General features: G+C 71.9%; 13 protein-coding genes and 1 riboswitch. Of the genes, 2 read left to right on the top strand and 11 right to left on the bottom strand.

The genetic code is table 11. From position 1 onward, the window contains the following. Nucleotides 1–57: 57 nt before the first annotated feature. The 5 genes from ACFXJ5_RS17415 to ACFXJ5_RS17395 form a co-directional block, all read right to left on the bottom strand. Nucleotides 58–999, bottom strand: coding sequence for an ROK family glucokinase (locus tag ACFXJ5_RS17415; RefSeq protein ID WP_384631260.1), 942 nt, complete (start codon nucleotides 997–999; stop codon nucleotides 58–60). Between the two features lie 56 nt (nucleotides 1000–1055). Continuing rightward, nucleotides 1056–1448 carry a DUF5304 family protein gene (locus ACFXJ5_RS17410; RefSeq protein ID WP_384631259.1) on the bottom strand — a complete coding sequence of 131 codons (393 nt, stop codon included), beginning with the start codon at nucleotides 1446–1448 and terminating at the stop codon, nucleotides 1056–1058. A gap of 53 nt (nucleotides 1449–1501) precedes the next feature. Continuing rightward, entirely contained in the window at nucleotides 1502–2653 is a 1152-nt protein-coding gene (locus tag ACFXJ5_RS17405) for an ArsA family ATPase (RefSeq protein ID WP_384631258.1), read from the bottom strand. 1 nt (nucleotide 2654) lies between these two features. Further along, the gene (locus ACFXJ5_RS17400; protein WP_384631257.1) at nucleotides 2655–3116 is read right to left on the bottom strand and encodes an SRPBCC family protein; all 462 of its coding nucleotides are present in this window, start codon (nucleotides 3114–3116) and stop codon (nucleotides 2655–2657) included. Between the two features lie 109 nt (nucleotides 3117–3225). Then, the gene (locus ACFXJ5_RS17395; RefSeq protein ID WP_384631256.1) at nucleotides 3226–3987 is read right to left on the bottom strand and encodes a metallophosphoesterase; all 762 of its coding nucleotides are present in this window, start codon (nucleotides 3985–3987) and stop codon (nucleotides 3226–3228) included. Nucleotides 3988–4229: 242 nt separating this feature from the next. Between ACFXJ5_RS17395 and ACFXJ5_RS17390 the strand changes: the two genes are divergently transcribed. Beyond that, a complete protein-coding gene (locus tag ACFXJ5_RS17390; protein ID WP_384631255.1) occupies nucleotides 4230–6032 on the top strand; it encodes an AMP-dependent synthetase/ligase in 1803 nt (600 codons plus the stop codon). Here the strand turns inward: ACFXJ5_RS17390 and ACFXJ5_RS17385 are convergent. Next, nucleotides 6017–7648, bottom strand: a complete 1632-nt coding sequence (locus ACFXJ5_RS17385; RefSeq protein WP_384631254.1) for a GMC oxidoreductase — start codon at nucleotides 7646–7648, stop codon at nucleotides 6017–6019. The two genes, ACFXJ5_RS17390 and ACFXJ5_RS17385, sit on opposite strands and share 16 nt — an antisense overlap. Nucleotides 7649–7832: 184 nt before the next feature. Continuing rightward, on the bottom strand, nucleotides 7833–8963 hold the full coding sequence (locus ACFXJ5_RS17380) for a glycosyltransferase family 4 protein (protein ID WP_384631253.1): 1131 nt from the start codon (nucleotides 8961–8963) through the stop codon (nucleotides 7833–7835). Nucleotides 8964–9079: 116 nt separating this feature from the next. On the opposite strand from ACFXJ5_RS17380, the gene ACFXJ5_RS17375 reads away from it, so the two are divergent. After that, on the top strand, nucleotides 9080–10336 hold the full coding sequence (locus ACFXJ5_RS17375; protein WP_384631252.1) for a glycosyltransferase 87 family protein: 1257 nt from the start codon (nucleotides 9080–9082) through the stop codon (nucleotides 10334–10336). Here ACFXJ5_RS17375 and ACFXJ5_RS17370 read toward each other — a convergent pair. The 4 genes from ACFXJ5_RS17370 to ACFXJ5_RS17355 form a co-directional block, all read right to left on the bottom strand. Continuing rightward, nucleotides 10326–11471, bottom strand: coding sequence for a M48 family metallopeptidase (locus ACFXJ5_RS17370; RefSeq protein ID WP_384631251.1), 1146 nt, complete (start codon nucleotides 11469–11471; stop codon nucleotides 10326–10328). The genes ACFXJ5_RS17375 and ACFXJ5_RS17370 overlap by 11 nt on opposite strands. Beyond that, the gene (locus tag ACFXJ5_RS17365) at nucleotides 11468–12625 is read right to left on the bottom strand and encodes a hypothetical protein (protein WP_384631250.1); all 1158 of its coding nucleotides are present in this window, start codon (nucleotides 12623–12625) and stop codon (nucleotides 11468–11470) included. Before ACFXJ5_RS17365 ends, ACFXJ5_RS17370 begins: the two co-directional genes overlap by 4 nt. Before the next feature lie 223 nt (nucleotides 12626–12848). Continuing rightward, nucleotides 12849–13901 carry an NlpC/P60 family protein gene (locus ACFXJ5_RS17360; RefSeq protein ID WP_384631249.1) on the bottom strand — a complete coding sequence of 351 codons (1053 nt, stop codon included), beginning with the start codon at nucleotides 13899–13901 and terminating at the stop codon, nucleotides 12849–12851. A 138-nt stretch (nucleotides 13902–14039) separates the two neighbouring features. Further along, entirely contained in the window at nucleotides 14040–15068 is a 1029-nt protein-coding gene (locus tag ACFXJ5_RS17355; protein WP_384631248.1) for an NlpC/P60 family protein, read from the bottom strand. A 10-nt stretch (nucleotides 15069–15078) separates the two neighbouring features. Further along, nucleotides 15079–15236: riboswitch (cyclic di-AMP (ydaO/yuaA leader) on the bottom strand. Nucleotides 15237–15291: the final 55 nt, after the last annotated feature.

Below are 15291 nucleotides of genomic sequence, written 5' to 3'. Positions count from 1 at the left end.
GGGGGGGGCGGCGCCCGCCCCCCCGGCCCCCCCCCCCCCACAACCCGTCGACAACCCTCAGCCCTGGCGGGCCAGGTCGGCGGCGCCTACCAGGCCTGCCTTGCCGCCGAGTTGGGCGGCGAGGACTTGGGCGTGGGGGCGGTACTGGCCGCCGACGAGCCAGCGGCGGAAGGATTTGCGGATGGGTTCGAGGACGAGTTCGCCTTCGTCGGAGACGCCGCCGCCGACGATGAAGGCGGAGGGGTCGAAGAGGGAGGCCAGGTCGGCGAGGCCGGCGCCGGCCCAACGGGCGAGCTCGCGGAAGGAGTCGATGGCCACCTTGTCGCCGCCACGGGCGGCGGCGCTGATGTGCTGGCCCTCGATGCCGTCGGGGGTGCCGTCACCGAGGGACAGCAGCAGGGCCGCGTTCTCCGGCTGGGCGACGGCACGCTGCTTGGCGTAACGGACCAGGGCGCGCCCGGAGGCGTACTGCTCCCAGCAGCCCTGGCTGCCGCAGCCGCAGAGCAGGCCGTCGGGGACCATGCGGATGTGGCCGAACTCGCCGGCGACGCCGAAGCGGCCGCGGCGCAGCTTGTTGCCGATGATGATGCCGCCGCCGAGGCCGGTGCCGAGGGTGATGCAGATGACGTCGTCGTGGCCCGCGCCGGCACCGAAGCGGTATTCGCCCCAGGCGGCGGCGTTCGCGTCGTTCTCGACCACCACGGGGAGGCCGACACGCTGCTCGACCTTGTCCTTGAGCGGCTCGTGGCGCCAGCTGATGTTCGGGGCGAAGAGCACGGTGGCGCGCTTGTCGTCCACGTAACCGGCAGCGCCGATGCCGACCGCCTCGACGGGGTGGTGCGCGCTGACGTCGCGGACCGCCGCGGCGATGGCGTCGACAACCCCTTCGGGGGTCGACGGGGTCGGCACCTTGACGGTTTCGAGAATCGCGCCGTCCTCGTCGACCACCCCGGCCGCGATCTTGGTGCCGCCGATGTCGACGCCGATGGTGAGTCCCATGTGTCCCTCAGTTTTCGGTCGATCCCCGCTGAGTCCAACCGTACCGGAGGGAGGCGTCAGTCCAGGTCGATGTGCTCGCTGGACGAGGAACCCGCGGCGCTGCCTGGAGCGGCGGTCCAGCTCCGCTCATGGCCGGAAACCGCCGCGCGGTAGGCGGCGAGGAGCTCGGAGCCGGCCTGCGCGAGGTGGTCGAAGACGTCGGGATGACGTTCCTTGATCGGCTCGATGACCTGCTTGACCTGGGTCACGACGGCCTCGGCGGCCATCGTGGCGGCCGGGCTGCGGAGCGCGGCGATGCGGTCGGCGACGGCCTCCGCGAGCCGGCGCAGCTCTTCGGAAGCGCTGCCGGGGCCCTGACCTGCCTGTTCGCGGCGGCGGGCGTTCTCGGCGGCGATGTCCTCGGCGCTGGCCTTGGCCCAGGCGTCGGACTCGGGCGATTCGCTGGTCATGGTGGGCTCCGTAGGGGCGCTACAGGTGGTGCCTTCGACGTTACCCGACCCGCCTAGCCGCGCGGCCAGAGCGCCGGGTCCGGTTCGAAGCGGACGGTCAACGCGCCGTCCCTCAGGGCGGCGCCCGCCACGGTGCAGCGGCGCAGCGCGGAGGGCAGCGGCAGGATGCGCCGGAAGCCCTCGGCGTCGACGACGAGTTCGTCGCCGCGGCGGATCAGGTCCAGCCGGTCGCGGGTGGCGCCGGGCAGCGGGAGCCGCCAGAGGAAGTGGCCCTCGCCGGCGAGCCGGTCCTCGACGGTCCAGGGTTTGCCGTGCTCCCCCGACGGTCCCGGCGCGGGGACGGCCAGCAACGCCAGGTCGTCCGCGCCGAGCGGCTCGCGCCCGAGGTGGAGCACCTCGTGGACGGGAACGCCGGTCACCTCGGCGCGCAGGGCCCGCAGTTCCTTGTGCTGCTGCGCGGAGAGTTCGGCCAGCCAGGGGTCCGGGGAGCCGCTCGGCAGCAGCCGGTTGGCGACGACGGCCTCCAGGCGGTGGCCGTACAGGGCGAGGCCGGTGCGGGCCTGCCGGACGGCCTCGGCGGCATGGGCGCCGGGGTCGACGACCAGCCGTACGGTGGTCCCGGCGTCCTCGATCACCGCCTGCGCGGCGGCCAGTTCCACATCCGCCCGCGATACGGCCTCGTACGCCCGCTCCCCCGGCATCGGTACGCCCGCGAGCTGCGCGAGCACCGGCCGCAGGGCCCGCGCCGCCTGCCGCTCGGCCGGTACGAGCCGGCCGAGGTAGCGGCGCAGCTGCTCGGGCAGCGCGAGGACGGCGAGCGCGGCGTGGACGGGCGGGAGGTCGATGACGACGGTGTCCCAGATCCGGTCGCCGTCGGCCAGGGACGCGTCGCGCAGGGCGCGCAGCAGGGCCAGGCCGTCGGCGCCGGGGAGTTCGGTGAGCTCCTCGGGGTCGAGCGGCGTGGCCCCGAACAGGTCGAGTACGGAGCCGAGCCGTCCCTGTACCTCCAGGGCGTCGGCCCGGAAGGACGCCGCCGGGTCGATCCGGGCGACGTCGACGCCCGGCAGGGTGCGCGGGAAGACGCCGCTGCGGTCGGCGGAGATCAGCTGGACGCGGTGGCCCCGCGCGGCCTCGGCCACCGCTGTCGCGGCGGCGACGGTCGTACGGCCGGAGCCGCCGGGACCGGTGACGAGAAGGGTCCGCACCTCAGGCCTGGGGCGCGGCGGAGTCGCCGGACTCGACGCGCTTCTTCAGCCCCGCCAGCGCACGGTCGATGATGACCTTCTCCGCCTTGCGCTTGATCATCCCGAGCATGGGGATCTTGACGTCCACGGTGAGCTGGTAGGTCACCTCGGTGCGCTTGCCGCCCTCGACCGGCGCCAGCGTGTAGGAGCCGTCCAGGGTGCGCAGCATCTGGGACTTGACCAGCGACCAGCTGACCTCGTTGTCGCTGACCCAGGTGTAGCCGAGGGTGTGGTCGTCCTTGATCGCGCCCGCGTCGAGCAGCAGCCGGACCTGCTCGGCGCGGCCCTGGTCGTCGGCGGAGAGGATCTCCGCCTCCTTCACCTCGCCGGTCCACTCGGGGTACCGCGCGAAGTCGGAGATGACCCCCATGACGTCGGCCGGGGCCGCGTCGATCGTGATGCTCGACTTGGTGTGTTCCGCCATCGCCGTGGCCCCTCCGGGACTTCGCATGAATGGAGTCATGAATGGAGTCATGAGTGTGTTGCTGCAGGCTACCGCGTAGGTCCCGAACACAGGACCGCCGGGGCGAAGGTCACCACTCCAGCACCCACGGCGTACGAGTGGCGTTGAAGTGCCCCACGTTGACGCACTCGGTGGTCCCGATCCGCATGCGCCGCTCCAGCGGCTGGTGGACGTGACCGAAAAGGGCGTACTTGGGGCGGGTTTCGTGGATCGCGTCGAGCAGCGCCTCACTGCCGCGTTCGAAGCGCCGGGCGACCGTGTCGTAGCAGAGCTCCGGCACGGCGGGCGGGATGTGCGAGCAGAGCACATCGACCGGGCCGAGGGCGGCGACCTTCGCGGCGTACGTCTCGTCGTCGACCTCGTACGGCGTCCGGTACGGGGTCCGCAGGCCGCCGCCGACGAAGCCGAAGACCAGGCCGCCGATCTCCGCCGTGGTGCCGTCCAGGACGGTGGTGCCGGGGCGCGCGTACTCCGGCCAGAGCAAGGGAATGTCGACATTGCCGTAGGTGGCGTACGTAGGTGTGGGGAAGGCCGCGAAGAGCTCGGCGTACTGGCTGCGTACCGCGCTCTCGATGGCGGTGCGGCGGTCGAGACCGGCCCAGAGCTCGTTGTCCAGCGCGCGGGCCTCGTCGAAGCGCTTGGCGGTGCGCAGGGCGACCATACGCGTGGCGTTCTCGGTGCCGAAGAGGTCGGGGAAGATCCCGCGCGAGTGGTCGGCGTAGTCCAGGAAGAGGATGAGGTCGCCGAGACAGACAAGGGCGTCCGCACCTTCGCCCGCCTTGCCGAGGGCGTCGGCCGCACCGTGGACATCGCTGACGACATGGACCCGCATGCCGATCACCCTAATCCCTCGTTACCTGCGGGTCACCGGGCCTCTGGATTACCCTTCGATGAGCCGTTCGGGGCTTCGTGTCGGGCATGTGACACACAAAACATCTACACGGCGCCTCTATCGCGAGTGCTTTACCGATGGGTAACGTCCGGTCAGTCCGATCCACGCCTTGACCACGTATGTGGCAGGAGCCGGTGGACAGCAGCCAGCACCGCCGCCGGCGCCGATGAGGAGCAGCAGTCTTGCGTGAGTTCAGCCTTCCGGCCCTTTACGAGGTCCCCGCGGACGGCAACCTGACGGATCTGATCCGCCGCAATGCCGCGCAGCATCCCGACGTGGCCGTGATCGCGAGAAAGACCCCGGCGGGTGAGTGGCAGGACGTCACCGCCACCACCTTCCTCGCCGAGGTCCGCGCCGCCGCCAAGGGCCTGATCGCCTCCGGTATCGAGCCGGGCGACCGGGTCGCGCTGATGTCGCGCACCCGCTACGAATGGACGCTCTTCGATTTCGCGATCTGGAGCGCCGGCGCGGTCACCGTGCCGGTGTACGAGACCTCCTCGGCCGAGCAGGTCGAGTGGATCCTCGGCGACTCCGGCGCCGTCGCCGCCATCGTGGAGACCGAGGTCCACGACAAGACGGTGGAGTCGGTACGGGAGCGGCTGCCGCAGCTCAAGCACCTCTGGCGGATCGAGGCGGGCGCGGTCGAGACGCTGGTCGCGTCCGGCAGCGACATCGCCGAAAAGGTCGTCGACGAGCGCAGCGCCACCGCCAAGGCGGACTCCCCGGCGACCATCGTCTACACCTCCGGCACCACCGGCCGCCCCAAGGGCTGCGTGCTCAGCCACCGCAGCTTCTTCGCCGAGTGCGGCAACATCGTGGAGCGGCTGCGGCCGCTCTTCCGTACCGGTGAGTCCTCGATCCTGCTCTTCCTGCCGCTGGCGCACGTCTTCGGGCGCCTGGTGGAGGTGGCGAGCATCATGGCCCCGATCAAGCTGGGCCACGTCGCCGACATCAAGAACCTCACCGGCGAGCTGGCCTCGTACCGGCCCACCCTGCTCCTCGGCGTCCCCCGGGTCTTCGAGAAGGTCTACAACTCCGCCCGCGCCCAGGCCCAGGCCGGCGGCAAGGGCAAGATCTTCGACAAGGCCGCGGACACCGCCATCGAGTACAGCCGCGCGCTGGACAGCGCGGGCGGCCCGTCGGTCGGCCTGAAGTTCAAGCACAAGGTCTTCGACCGCCTCGTCTACAGCAAGCTCCGTACGGTGCTGGGCGGCCGCGGCGAGTACTCCATCTCCGGCGGCGCCCCGCTCGGCGAGCGCCTCGGGCACTTCTTCCGCGGCATCGGCTTCACCGTCCTGGAGGGCTACGGCCTCACCGAGTCCTGTGCGGCGACGGCCTTCAACCCCTGGGACCGTACGAAGATCGGCACCGTCGGCCAGCCGCTGCCCGGCTCCACGGTCCGGATCGCCGACGACGGCGAGGTGCTGCTGCACGGCGAGCACCTCTTCACCGGCTACTGGAACAACGAGACCGCGACCGCCGAGGCGATCTCCGACGGCTGGTTCCACACCGGCGACATCGGCACGGTCGACGAGGACGGCTACCTCACGATCACCGGCCGCAAGAAGGAGATCATCGTGACGGCGGGCGGCAAGAACGTCGCCCCCGCCGTGATCGAGGACCGTATCCGTGCCCACGCCCTGATCGCCGAGTGCATGGTCGTCGGCGAGGCCCGGCCCTTCATCGGTGCCCTCGTCACCATCGACGAGGAGTTCCTGCCGCGCTGGGCCGAGGAGCACGGCAAGCCGGCCGGCGTGTCGGTCGCGGAGCTCCGCGAGGACCCGGATCTGATCGCCGCCGTCCAGCAGGCCGTGGACGACGGCAACGCGGCCGTGTCGCACGCGGAGGCGGTGAAGAAGTTCCGGATCCTCCCCACGCAGTTCACCGAGGAGTCGGGCCACCTCACGCCGTCGCTCAAGCTCAAGCGCAATGTGGTCATGAGGGACTTCGCCGGTGAGATCGAGGCGATCTACGCCAGGTCCTGAGCCAGTACGGCCGCCATGTTGCGCTCGGCCAGAGCCGTGATCGTGACGAACGGATTGACACCGATGGAGCCCGGGACAAGGGCTCCATCGGTGACGTACAGGCCCGGGTAGCCCGCGGCGCGGCCGTAGGTGTCGGTGGCCTGGCCGAGCACGCAGCCTCCGAGCGGGTGGTAGCAGAAGTCGTCGGCGAAGGCCCGGGTGTCGCCGAACAGGTCGTAGCGGTAGATGGTGCCGTTGGCCGCGTTGATCCGGTCGAAGAGGGTCTTGGCCGCGGTCACGGACGGCTGGTTCTGGGCGCGGGTCCAGTTGAGCTTCGCCGAGTCGGTGGCGGAGTCGTACGTGAAGGTGCCGCGCTCGGCGTTCTTGGTGATGGCGAGGTAGAGGCTCACCCAGGTCTCGCTGCCGGACGGGAGCGGGGCGATCTCCGCGAAGACGGGGTTGGCGGTGTTGCCCCAGTCGTCGATGGCCATGGCCGGGATCGTGGACTGGTTCGCGCCGGTCGGATTCCAGAGGTAGTTGGCCCGGCCGAGCATGATGTTGCCGTTGCCGCCCCACCCCGCGCCGACCTTCGCGCTGAGGTTGGGCAGCGCCCCGGTGTCGCGGGCCCGCAGCAGCAGTTCCGTGGTGCCGATACTGCCGGCGCCGAGGAACAGGTGGCCGCAGCCGATCTCGCGGGTCTCGACGACGGCTCCCGTGACGTCGATCCGGTCGACGGTCACGACATAGGTGCCGTCGGTCTCCCTTCGGATGGCCTTGGCCCTGGTGAGCGTCTCGATGGTGACGTTGCCGGTGCCGACGGCCGCGGCGAGATACGTCTTGTCGAGGCTGCGCTTCCCGTAGTTGTTGCCGTAGATGACCTCCTGCGCGAGGGCGGACTTGGTGGCCGTGCCGGCGGCTTCCCGCTGCATGTAGTCGAAGTCGTACACATTGGGCACGAACGTCGTCTTGAGCCCGGTCTTCGTCGCCTGGGCACGTGACACCCGGGCGAACTGGTACCACTCGGTCGACTCGAACCAACTGGACGAGATGTTGTTGACGCCCAGCATGCGGTTGGCGAGCGGGAAGTACGTGCCGTACATCGCGTCGGCGTCGACCTGCGGCAGCACCTCCTGGAAGTACGTACGAGACGGGGTCACGGCCATCCCGCCGTTGACCAGCGAGCCCCCGCCGACGCCCCGGCCGACGTACACGGACATGTCCGTGTAGTGGACCCGGTCCAGGACGCCGGGGTAGGCGGTGATGTTCTTGTTGATCACGTCGAGCCACAGGAACGTGGCGAGCGGGGCCTCGGTGCGCGTACGGAACCACATCGAGCGGCGGTCCGGCGAGGTCACGGAACAGAAGACCTTGCCGTCGGAGGCGGCCGTGTCCCACAGCCGCCCCATCTCCAGCACGAGCGTCTCCACGCCGGCCTCACCCAGCCGCAGGGCGGCCACGGCCGCTCCGTAGCCGGACCCGATGACGACGGCGGGGGCGTAGTCGGTGCTCGCGGCGGCGGTCGTCTCTGCCGTGGCCGCCGTTGCTGTGCTGAGCCCGATTCGGGTGATGCCGAGGGCTGCGGCGGCCTGGAAGGCGGCCATGCCCAAGATCTGACGACGCGTCAGTTTTGTTGTCATGAGCGCATCGTGGGCGGAATTTCGGCTTCCGCCCATAGTGCTCACACATGGTCTTTATTTTTTCTGCGTCTCTCGCAAGGCCCGCGGCCGCCGACGGCGGGCAACCGGCCACGAGAGGCCCGGGCCGCCGCAGGGCGCACGGGCGGGCGGGGTGGAAAAGCCCGTGCACCCCGCAACCGACCGGTCAGAGAAGCCGCTTCAGGCGAGCCGCCAGGAGGTCCCAGCGCCAGGCCTCCTCGACCCAGCGGCGGCCGCGCTCGCCCATGCGGCGCCGCAGGGCAGGGTCGGCGAGGAGGGTGACGATGCGGTCGGCGGCCTGCTCGGGGGAGCCGCCGGGTACGACCCAGCCGGTCTCGCCCTGGAGGACGGCGTCGGGGGCGCCGCCGGAGTCCCCGGCTACGACGGGAAGCCCGGTGGCGGAAGCCTCGAGGTAGACGATGCCGAGGCCCTCGACGTCGAGGCCGCCGCGCCGCGTCCGGCAGGGCATCGCGAAGACGTCGCCGGCCCCGTAGTGGGCGGGCAGGTCGGTCCAGGGGACGGCGCCGGTGAAGCGTACGGAGGCGTCGACCCCGGTCCGTACGGCGAGCCGCTTCAGGTCGTCCGCGTAAGGGCCGCCGCCGACGATGAGCAGGACGGCGCCCGGCACCTGGTGGAGGATCCGGGGCATGGCGCGGATGAGGGTGTCCTGGCCCTTACGCGGCACCAGGCGGGAGACGCAGACCACGACCGGCCGGTCGGCGAGGCCGAGGCGGGCGCGTACGGCGTCGCCGCCCGAGGCAGGGTGGAAGGTCTTCTCGTCGACGCCGGGCGGGAGTTGGACCATGCGGGCGGCGGCCGACGGGGTGAGCGCGGCGGCGATGCGCGAGCGCGTGTACTCACCCAGATAGGTGATCGTGTCCGTGCCCTCGCCGATCCGGCGCAGCAGTTGACGGCTGGCGGGAAGCTGCGCCCACGCCGCCTCGTGCCCGTGCGTCGTGCCCACCAGCCGCCCGGCCCCCGCCTTCCGCAACGCCGGGGCCATCAGCGCGAGCGGCGCCGCCGCCCCGAACCACACCGAGCCGCAGCCGTGCTCGCGCAGCAGCTCCACCGCCCGCCGGGTCACCCTGGGGGTCGGCAGCAGCATCGACGTACGGTCCCGGATCACCGGGAAGGGCTGCTCGGCGTCGAACGCGGCGACTTCCGTGCCGTCCTTCCAGGTGGAGGCGTACACCACCACTTTTCCGGGATCCAGGCGCACCGCCATACTGTGCACAAAAGCCTGGATGCCGCCGGGCCGGGGCGGGAAGTCGTTGGTCACGATCAGCGTCTTGTCCATCGCGGCCGAGATTACCGGCCGGACCCCGACGCGGAACCCCGAGCCCCTTAAGGCTGTCCTCATCAGTGAGCGGCATCATGCATCATCACTTCAGAGGACGAGGGACAGGGGTGCACATGGCAGGCGCACGCGGCAGGCTGATCCCGATCGGGGTCTGGGTGGCCACCCGGTGCTTGCTGCTGCTGATGGTGTTCAAGGTGATCACCATCTCGCCGCTCGACGTCACCTCCGACGTCACCATGATCTACCACGGCTGGTACGACGTCCTGAAGACCGGCAGCTTCCCGCTCAACGACGTGACCTGGCAGTATCCGCCGGCCGCTGCCCTCGCGATCCTCTCCCCCGGCCTGCTGCCCTTCCTCGACTACACCACCGCCTTCTTCTGGCTGTGCTGCGCCGCCGACGCCGTGGCCTTCGCCATGCTGCTGAGGACCGGACGGCAGGGCGGCGGCCGCCGCATGCTCGGCACGTGGGTGTGGATCGCGGGGGTGCCGCTGCTCGGCCCGACCGCGTACGCCCGGTACGACGTGATGGTCACCGCCGTCGCCATCGCCTCCCTGCTCGCCCTGGCCAGGCGCCCCCGGGTCTCCGGCGCGCTCGCCGCCGTCGGCGCGATGCTCAAGGTGTGGCCGGCGCTGCTGCTCATCGGCACCCCGCGCGGCCGCTCCCGGCGCGTCTGGGGCACGGCGATCGGCACCACCGCGGCGATCGCCCTGCTCTTCGGTGCCGCCATGCCGGGCGCCTTCTCCTTCCTGACCTTCCAGGGCGGCCGGGGCACCGAGGTCGAGTCCGTCGGCTCGCTGGTCTTCCACTACGCCCGGCACCACGGCTGGCAGGGCCAGGTCGCGCTCAACTACGGCTCGGTCGAGTTCCTCGGCCCGTACGTCGACGTCGTCAGCCGGATCGCGCTCGGGCTGGCCGCCGTCGCCCTGGGCTGGCTGGTGCTGTGGCGGCTCATGGCCCGTACGTTCACGGCGGCCACGCCCTTCGACGCGGCCTTCACCGCCGTCCTGCTCTTCACCACCACCAGCCGGGTGATCAGCCCCCAGTACATGATCTGGCTGGTCGGCCTCGCCGCCGCCTGCATGACCCTGCGCGCGAGCGTGATGGCCCTGCCCACCGCGTTGATCCTCCTCGCGACCGGCGTGACCTTCTACGAGTTCCCGGCCCACTTCCACGACGTGGTGGTCAGCGACCACATCGGCGTCGCCCTGCTGGTGCTGCGCAACGGTCTGCTGATCGTCGCCTCGCTCATCGCCTGCCGCAGGCTGTGGGTATCGGCGGTGCGCACCGCGCCGGACGGCGCGGCGGCGGTGCGGGAGGACGGGACCGAAACCCCGGAGCCGGAGAGCGAGCGGCTGCTCACCTGGTGACGGCGTGCTGCCGCGCGGCGGCGATGCGCTGGGCCGCGGTCGGGTGGGTGCCGAAGAGCAGGTGGAGCACGCGGGGCGGCGAGGGGTCACCCACGTTGGCGACGGTGAGCCGGCGCTGCATGGCGATGAAGTGGGCGGGGTCATCGGTGAGTTCGAGCGCGTGGGTGTCGGCGCGGCGCTCGATGCGGCGGCTGACGGCGCAGCCGAAGGGACCGGCGACGGCGGAGCCGACGGCGGCCACCGCGGCCAGCAGCCACACCGACCGCGGGTCGGAGAAGTGGTCGACGCCGGCGGCGTCCAGGAGCGGGCGCCAGGACACGACGGCGGCCAGGGCGCACACGCCGACCGCCGCGCCCACCGCCCCGAGCACCGTGCCGCGCAGCACGTCGCGGTGCTTGACGTGCCCCAGTTCGTGGGCGACGACCAGTTCGACCTCGCGCGGCTCGGCCGTGGTGAGCAGCGTGTCGTAGGCGACGATGCGCCGGGTCCGCCCGAAGCCGGAGACGTACGCGTTCAGGGCGGTCGTACGCCGCGAGGCATCCGCGACCAGCACCTCCCGCACTCGGACCCGGTCCCGGTCGGCCAGACCCAGCAGCGCGTCCCGCAGCGGGCCCGGCTCCATGGGGGTGAAGCGGTTGAAGAGCGGCTCCAGGAGGACCGGTGCCAGCCAGGACAGCACGACGGCCGCCACAGCCGCGCCGAGCGCCGCCCAGGCCCACCACCACCGGCCGGCCCCCGCGAGCGCGTAGACGCCGTACAGGGCCCCCAGAAGCAGCGGTACGGACACCAGCAGCCCCCGCAGCACATCGAGGACCCAGCCGCCCCAGCCCTGGGTGACGAGGCCGAAGCGGGCCCGTACGACCCGCACCCGTGCGGAGAAGGGCAGCGAGAGGAGCGTACGGAGCACCACGAGCGACAGCCCGCCGGCCAGAACCCGCGCGGCCCAGCCGTCGCCGAACAGGCCGGCGAGCCAGGCCCCGCCGGGCGTCAGGCCGAGGGCGAGCAGCAGGGCGAGCCCGGCCAGCCGGCCGCCCAGGGCGGCGGGAAGCTGGGCGCGGCGCAGGGCCCGGCCGCGGGCGACCTGCTCCGGAGTGAAGTCTTCGGCGGTGAAGTCTTCGGCGACTTCCGAGGTCATGCCAACTCCCGCTGTACGTAGGCGCGCCAGCGCGCGGTGAAGTCGTCGAGGCCGATACCCAGTGTGCTCCGCAGGGCGGCCTCGGTACCGGCGCCGGCGCCGACCGCCCGGTACAGGGCCACCAGCTTGCCGGCGCCCCAGTCGTCCTCGACCAGGCGGCAGGCCAGCCAGCCGCCCTCGTAGGCCTGGGCGAGGCCGGTGGCGGTGGTGCCGAAGTCGGCGTTCGCCGGGAGCGCCTGCGGGGTGCGGCCGGCCGCTACGTCCTGGGCCAGCTCGGGGGCGACCTGCCGGGCGGTGCGGCCGGTGCCGTGGTAGCCGATCCAGTCGGCGAAGCCTTCGGAGAGCCAGAGCGGGGTGCCGGAGTTCGTCGCGGCGCGCGTGGCGACGTGCGTGGTCTCGTGGGTGAGGACGACCCGCCGCCCCAGTGCCGAAAGCTCGCCGAAGGCCTCGGGATTGACGACGACCCGGTCGGCCGGAACCGAGGCCGAGGACCCCCGCAGCTCCGCCGTCGTGACGGCGGCGATGCCCTGGTAGGCCGTCGGGGAGGCGTCCAGCAGCGCGGCCATGTCCCGCAGGGAGCCCGGCACCTCCACCACGACCCGCCGCGCCCACCCGTCGCCCCAGACCCCGCTCACCGTCGCCACCGCGCGGTCCACATCGGCCGCGTACGCCTTGAGCGAGGCCTGCGACGCCCCGACGCCCAGCACCAGGCTGTGCGCGCCCCGGACGACCCGCAGCGTGCCCTGGTCCCAGAGCTCCGCCGGGGAGCTGCCGGCGATGTCCCAGCGGCTGCCGTCGGGGACGAGGGTCAGGGCCGGCGCGGAGGTGACCGGGGCGGAGTCGTAGCCCGTGAGCCGGTAGCTCAGCTGCACCTTCGCCGTCGTGCCGGTGCGCCGGACGAGCCGGTACGACCACGAGGCGAGCGGCAGCCGCTCCAGGTTCCGGTAGACCGTCCGCTGCGCGGCGCGCTGCGCGGGCGCGACGTCGGCCAGGAAGGCGGCCTCGTCGTGGTTCAGCACGGCCGCGGCGTGCCGGTTCAGCATCCGCTGGGGGTCTTCCCGTACGGTCCCGCCACCGCCGCCGCACCCGGCGAGCAGGGCGGCCGGCAACGCTACGCAGCACAGCAGCGCGGCGGCCCTCGTACGTACTCCCATGCCGCCGATCGTAGTGAGCCCCGGGCCGTGCCCAGGGCCTGTCTTGTGGATCTCCGTGGGAGAAGGAGCGGGGTCTGACGCCTGTGATCGCAAGGCGGAGGAAGGAAGCGACGCGGTGGGGGCACCTCCCAGCCGCCAGGCTGGGGGACGTCGTTGACTGACGACAACGCCGCGAGTGCTGGTGCCAGGGCACGCGACGCCGCGGAGATCCACAAGACAGGCCCTAAGGCCGGGTGACCGCCGAGATCGGCATCATCCCGACCGGGTCGTAACGCACCCGGGCGCCGGGATAGGGGGCGTGGACGACCTGGCCGCCGCCGACATACATGCCGACGTGGCTGGCGTCCCCCCGGTAGATGATCAGGTCGCCGGGCCTGGCCTGGTCGAGCGGCACCTGCTGCCCGGCGTGCATCTGGGCCTGCGAGGTACGCGGTAGCGCGATGCCGGCGTGCCGGTACGACCAGACCATGAGCCCGGAGCAGTCGAAGGAGCCCGGGCCGGTCGAGCCCCAGGCGTAGGGCGAGCCGACGGCGGCCCGGGCGGCGGCGACGGCCATCGCGGCGCGGCCGGACGCGGGTCCGAAGTCGGGCAGGTGCAGGTCCATGCTGCGCCCGGCCCGCGAGGCGCGGTCCTGGAGGTGGGCGGCGAGGCCGGCCCGCTCGGCGGCGGAGAGGGAGTTGACGAGCCGCTGCGCGGTGGCCAGTTTGCCCTGCACGTCGCGCTTGCGGGCGTTGAGGTCCTGCCGGGTGCGGTCCAGCTCGTCGAGCTTCAGCATGGCCTCGGAGCGCTTCTGGCCGAGCCCGCGCTGCGCGTCCTTGAGCTCAGCCAGTTGCTCGGCCTGGCGGGTGCCGATGCGGTCGAGAGCGGCCGCCTTGTCCAGGTAGTCGTCCGGGTCGGCCGACAGCATCAGCGCCAGCGTGGGGTCGACTCCGCCGCTGCGGTACTGGGCGCCCGCGAGCATGCCGAGCCCGGCCCGCATCCGGTTGACCCGCTCCTGGCCGCGCGCGGCCTCGTCCTGCAGCGTGCTCACCTCGTGGCGCAGCCGCTTTGAGCGCTCCTGGGCCGCGTTGTACCGCTCGGTGGCCTGCTCCGCCTGCTCGTAGAGCCGGTCGACCCGGCCGGCGACATCGGTCGGCGGGTCCGCCGGCTGCGCCATCGCCATGGGTGCGGCGGTGGCCCCGGCCACCGCTGCGGTCGCCGCGGCGGCTGCCGAAAGGGCCGTGACGCGGGTGGTACGGGCGAGGCCCGGCTGCGAGGTGCGTCGATGGGAAGCCACGGGCGCTGACAGTAGTCAGCCGCGTACGGCGAGTTCAAAGACCCCCGATCACACGGGCGGCGCCCGCCCGGCCTCTTCCCCAGGTCAACCGCGCTCCGGGCACAGCCCGTCATCACCCGAACGGGCTCAGCGGCTGCGCTAGATGCGGACGCCGAACTGGAAGGGCATGTCGCTCATGGCCTCGTACTTGACGTTCTCACCGGTGCGCGGCGCGTGCAGCACCATGCCGTTGCCCGCGTAGAGGCCGACGTGGTGGTAGTCGCTGTAGAAGATGACCAGGTCACCGGGCTTGAGCTGGCTCGCCGTCAGGCGCGTGCCCGCGCTCGCCTGGGACTCGGCGGTCCGGGGTATGGAGACGCCGGCCTGGGCGTAGGCCCAGGAGGTCAGGCCGGAGCAGTCGAAGGAGCTGGGGCCGCTGGCACCGTAGACGTAGGGGTCACCGAGCTTGGTCTCGGCGGCGGACAGAGCGGCGGCGGCACGCTGATTGGCCGCGGTGTCGTTGCCGAGGTTGACGCGCGAGCTGGAGGAGCGGCTGGCAGCGGACTGCTGCGCGGCGAGGCTGGCCCGCTCGGCGGCGGTGAGGGTGTTGAGGAGCTTCTGGGCCTTCTGGAGCTTGGCCTGGATCTCCTTCTTCTTCGTACCCAGCTCGGTGCGGGTCTGGTCCAGCTCCTGGAGCTTGCTGGCGGCCTCCGCCTTCTGCTGGTCGAGGGTGCGCTGCTTCTCCGCGATCTGCTTGAGCTCGTCGGCCTGCTTGTTGCTCAGCTGGTCGAGCGTGGAGGCCTTGGCGAGGTAGTCGTCCGGGTTCGCGGACAGCAGGAGCTGTACGGACTCGTCGATGCCGCCGCTGCGGTACTGGGCGCTGGCGAGCGAACCCAGTTCGTCCTGGAGGTTGTTGAGGTCGCTCTGCTCGCGGGCCACTTCGTCCTGGAGCTGGGAGACCTGCTTCTGCAGCGTCTGCTGCTTCTCCTTGGCACCGTCGTACTTCTCGGTCGCCTGCTCGGCCTCGTCGTAAAGCTTGTTGACCTGCGCCTTGACCGTCTTGACGGACTGCTTGGCGGGCGCGGCCTGGGCGGCCTGGGACGTGAGGGCAACGGCCGCGGCAGCGGTCGCGGTGAGCACGGTGACCCGCGTACGACTGGCCGGCTTGGGACGACGGTGGGACGCCACGAAGGCGAGCTCCTCTTCCTCCAGCCGCCTACCGGGTGAGCTGTCGGGTTCGGGCTGGAAGAAGCCCTACGACACCTCAACACTCCTCGCGGAGCGCCCTGGTGCCGATTCACCCCGGGAACGTGGTTCCCCGGCTCCGAGCGCAGAGGGGGGCTGCGCTTCAGACTCGGCGGGACCCCCGCCACCATCCTGGGTGGATGATCGAACTCGCGGAGGTACGAGC

It is taken from the genome of Streptomyces sp. NPDC059373 (assembly GCF_042751495.1).
Taxonomy (GTDB): domain Bacteria; phylum Actinomycetota; class Actinomycetes; order Streptomycetales; family Streptomycetaceae; genus Actinacidiphila.
The sequence above is the reverse complement of the archived record's forward strand: the minus strand, read 5'-3'. Positions and strand labels throughout refer to the sequence as shown.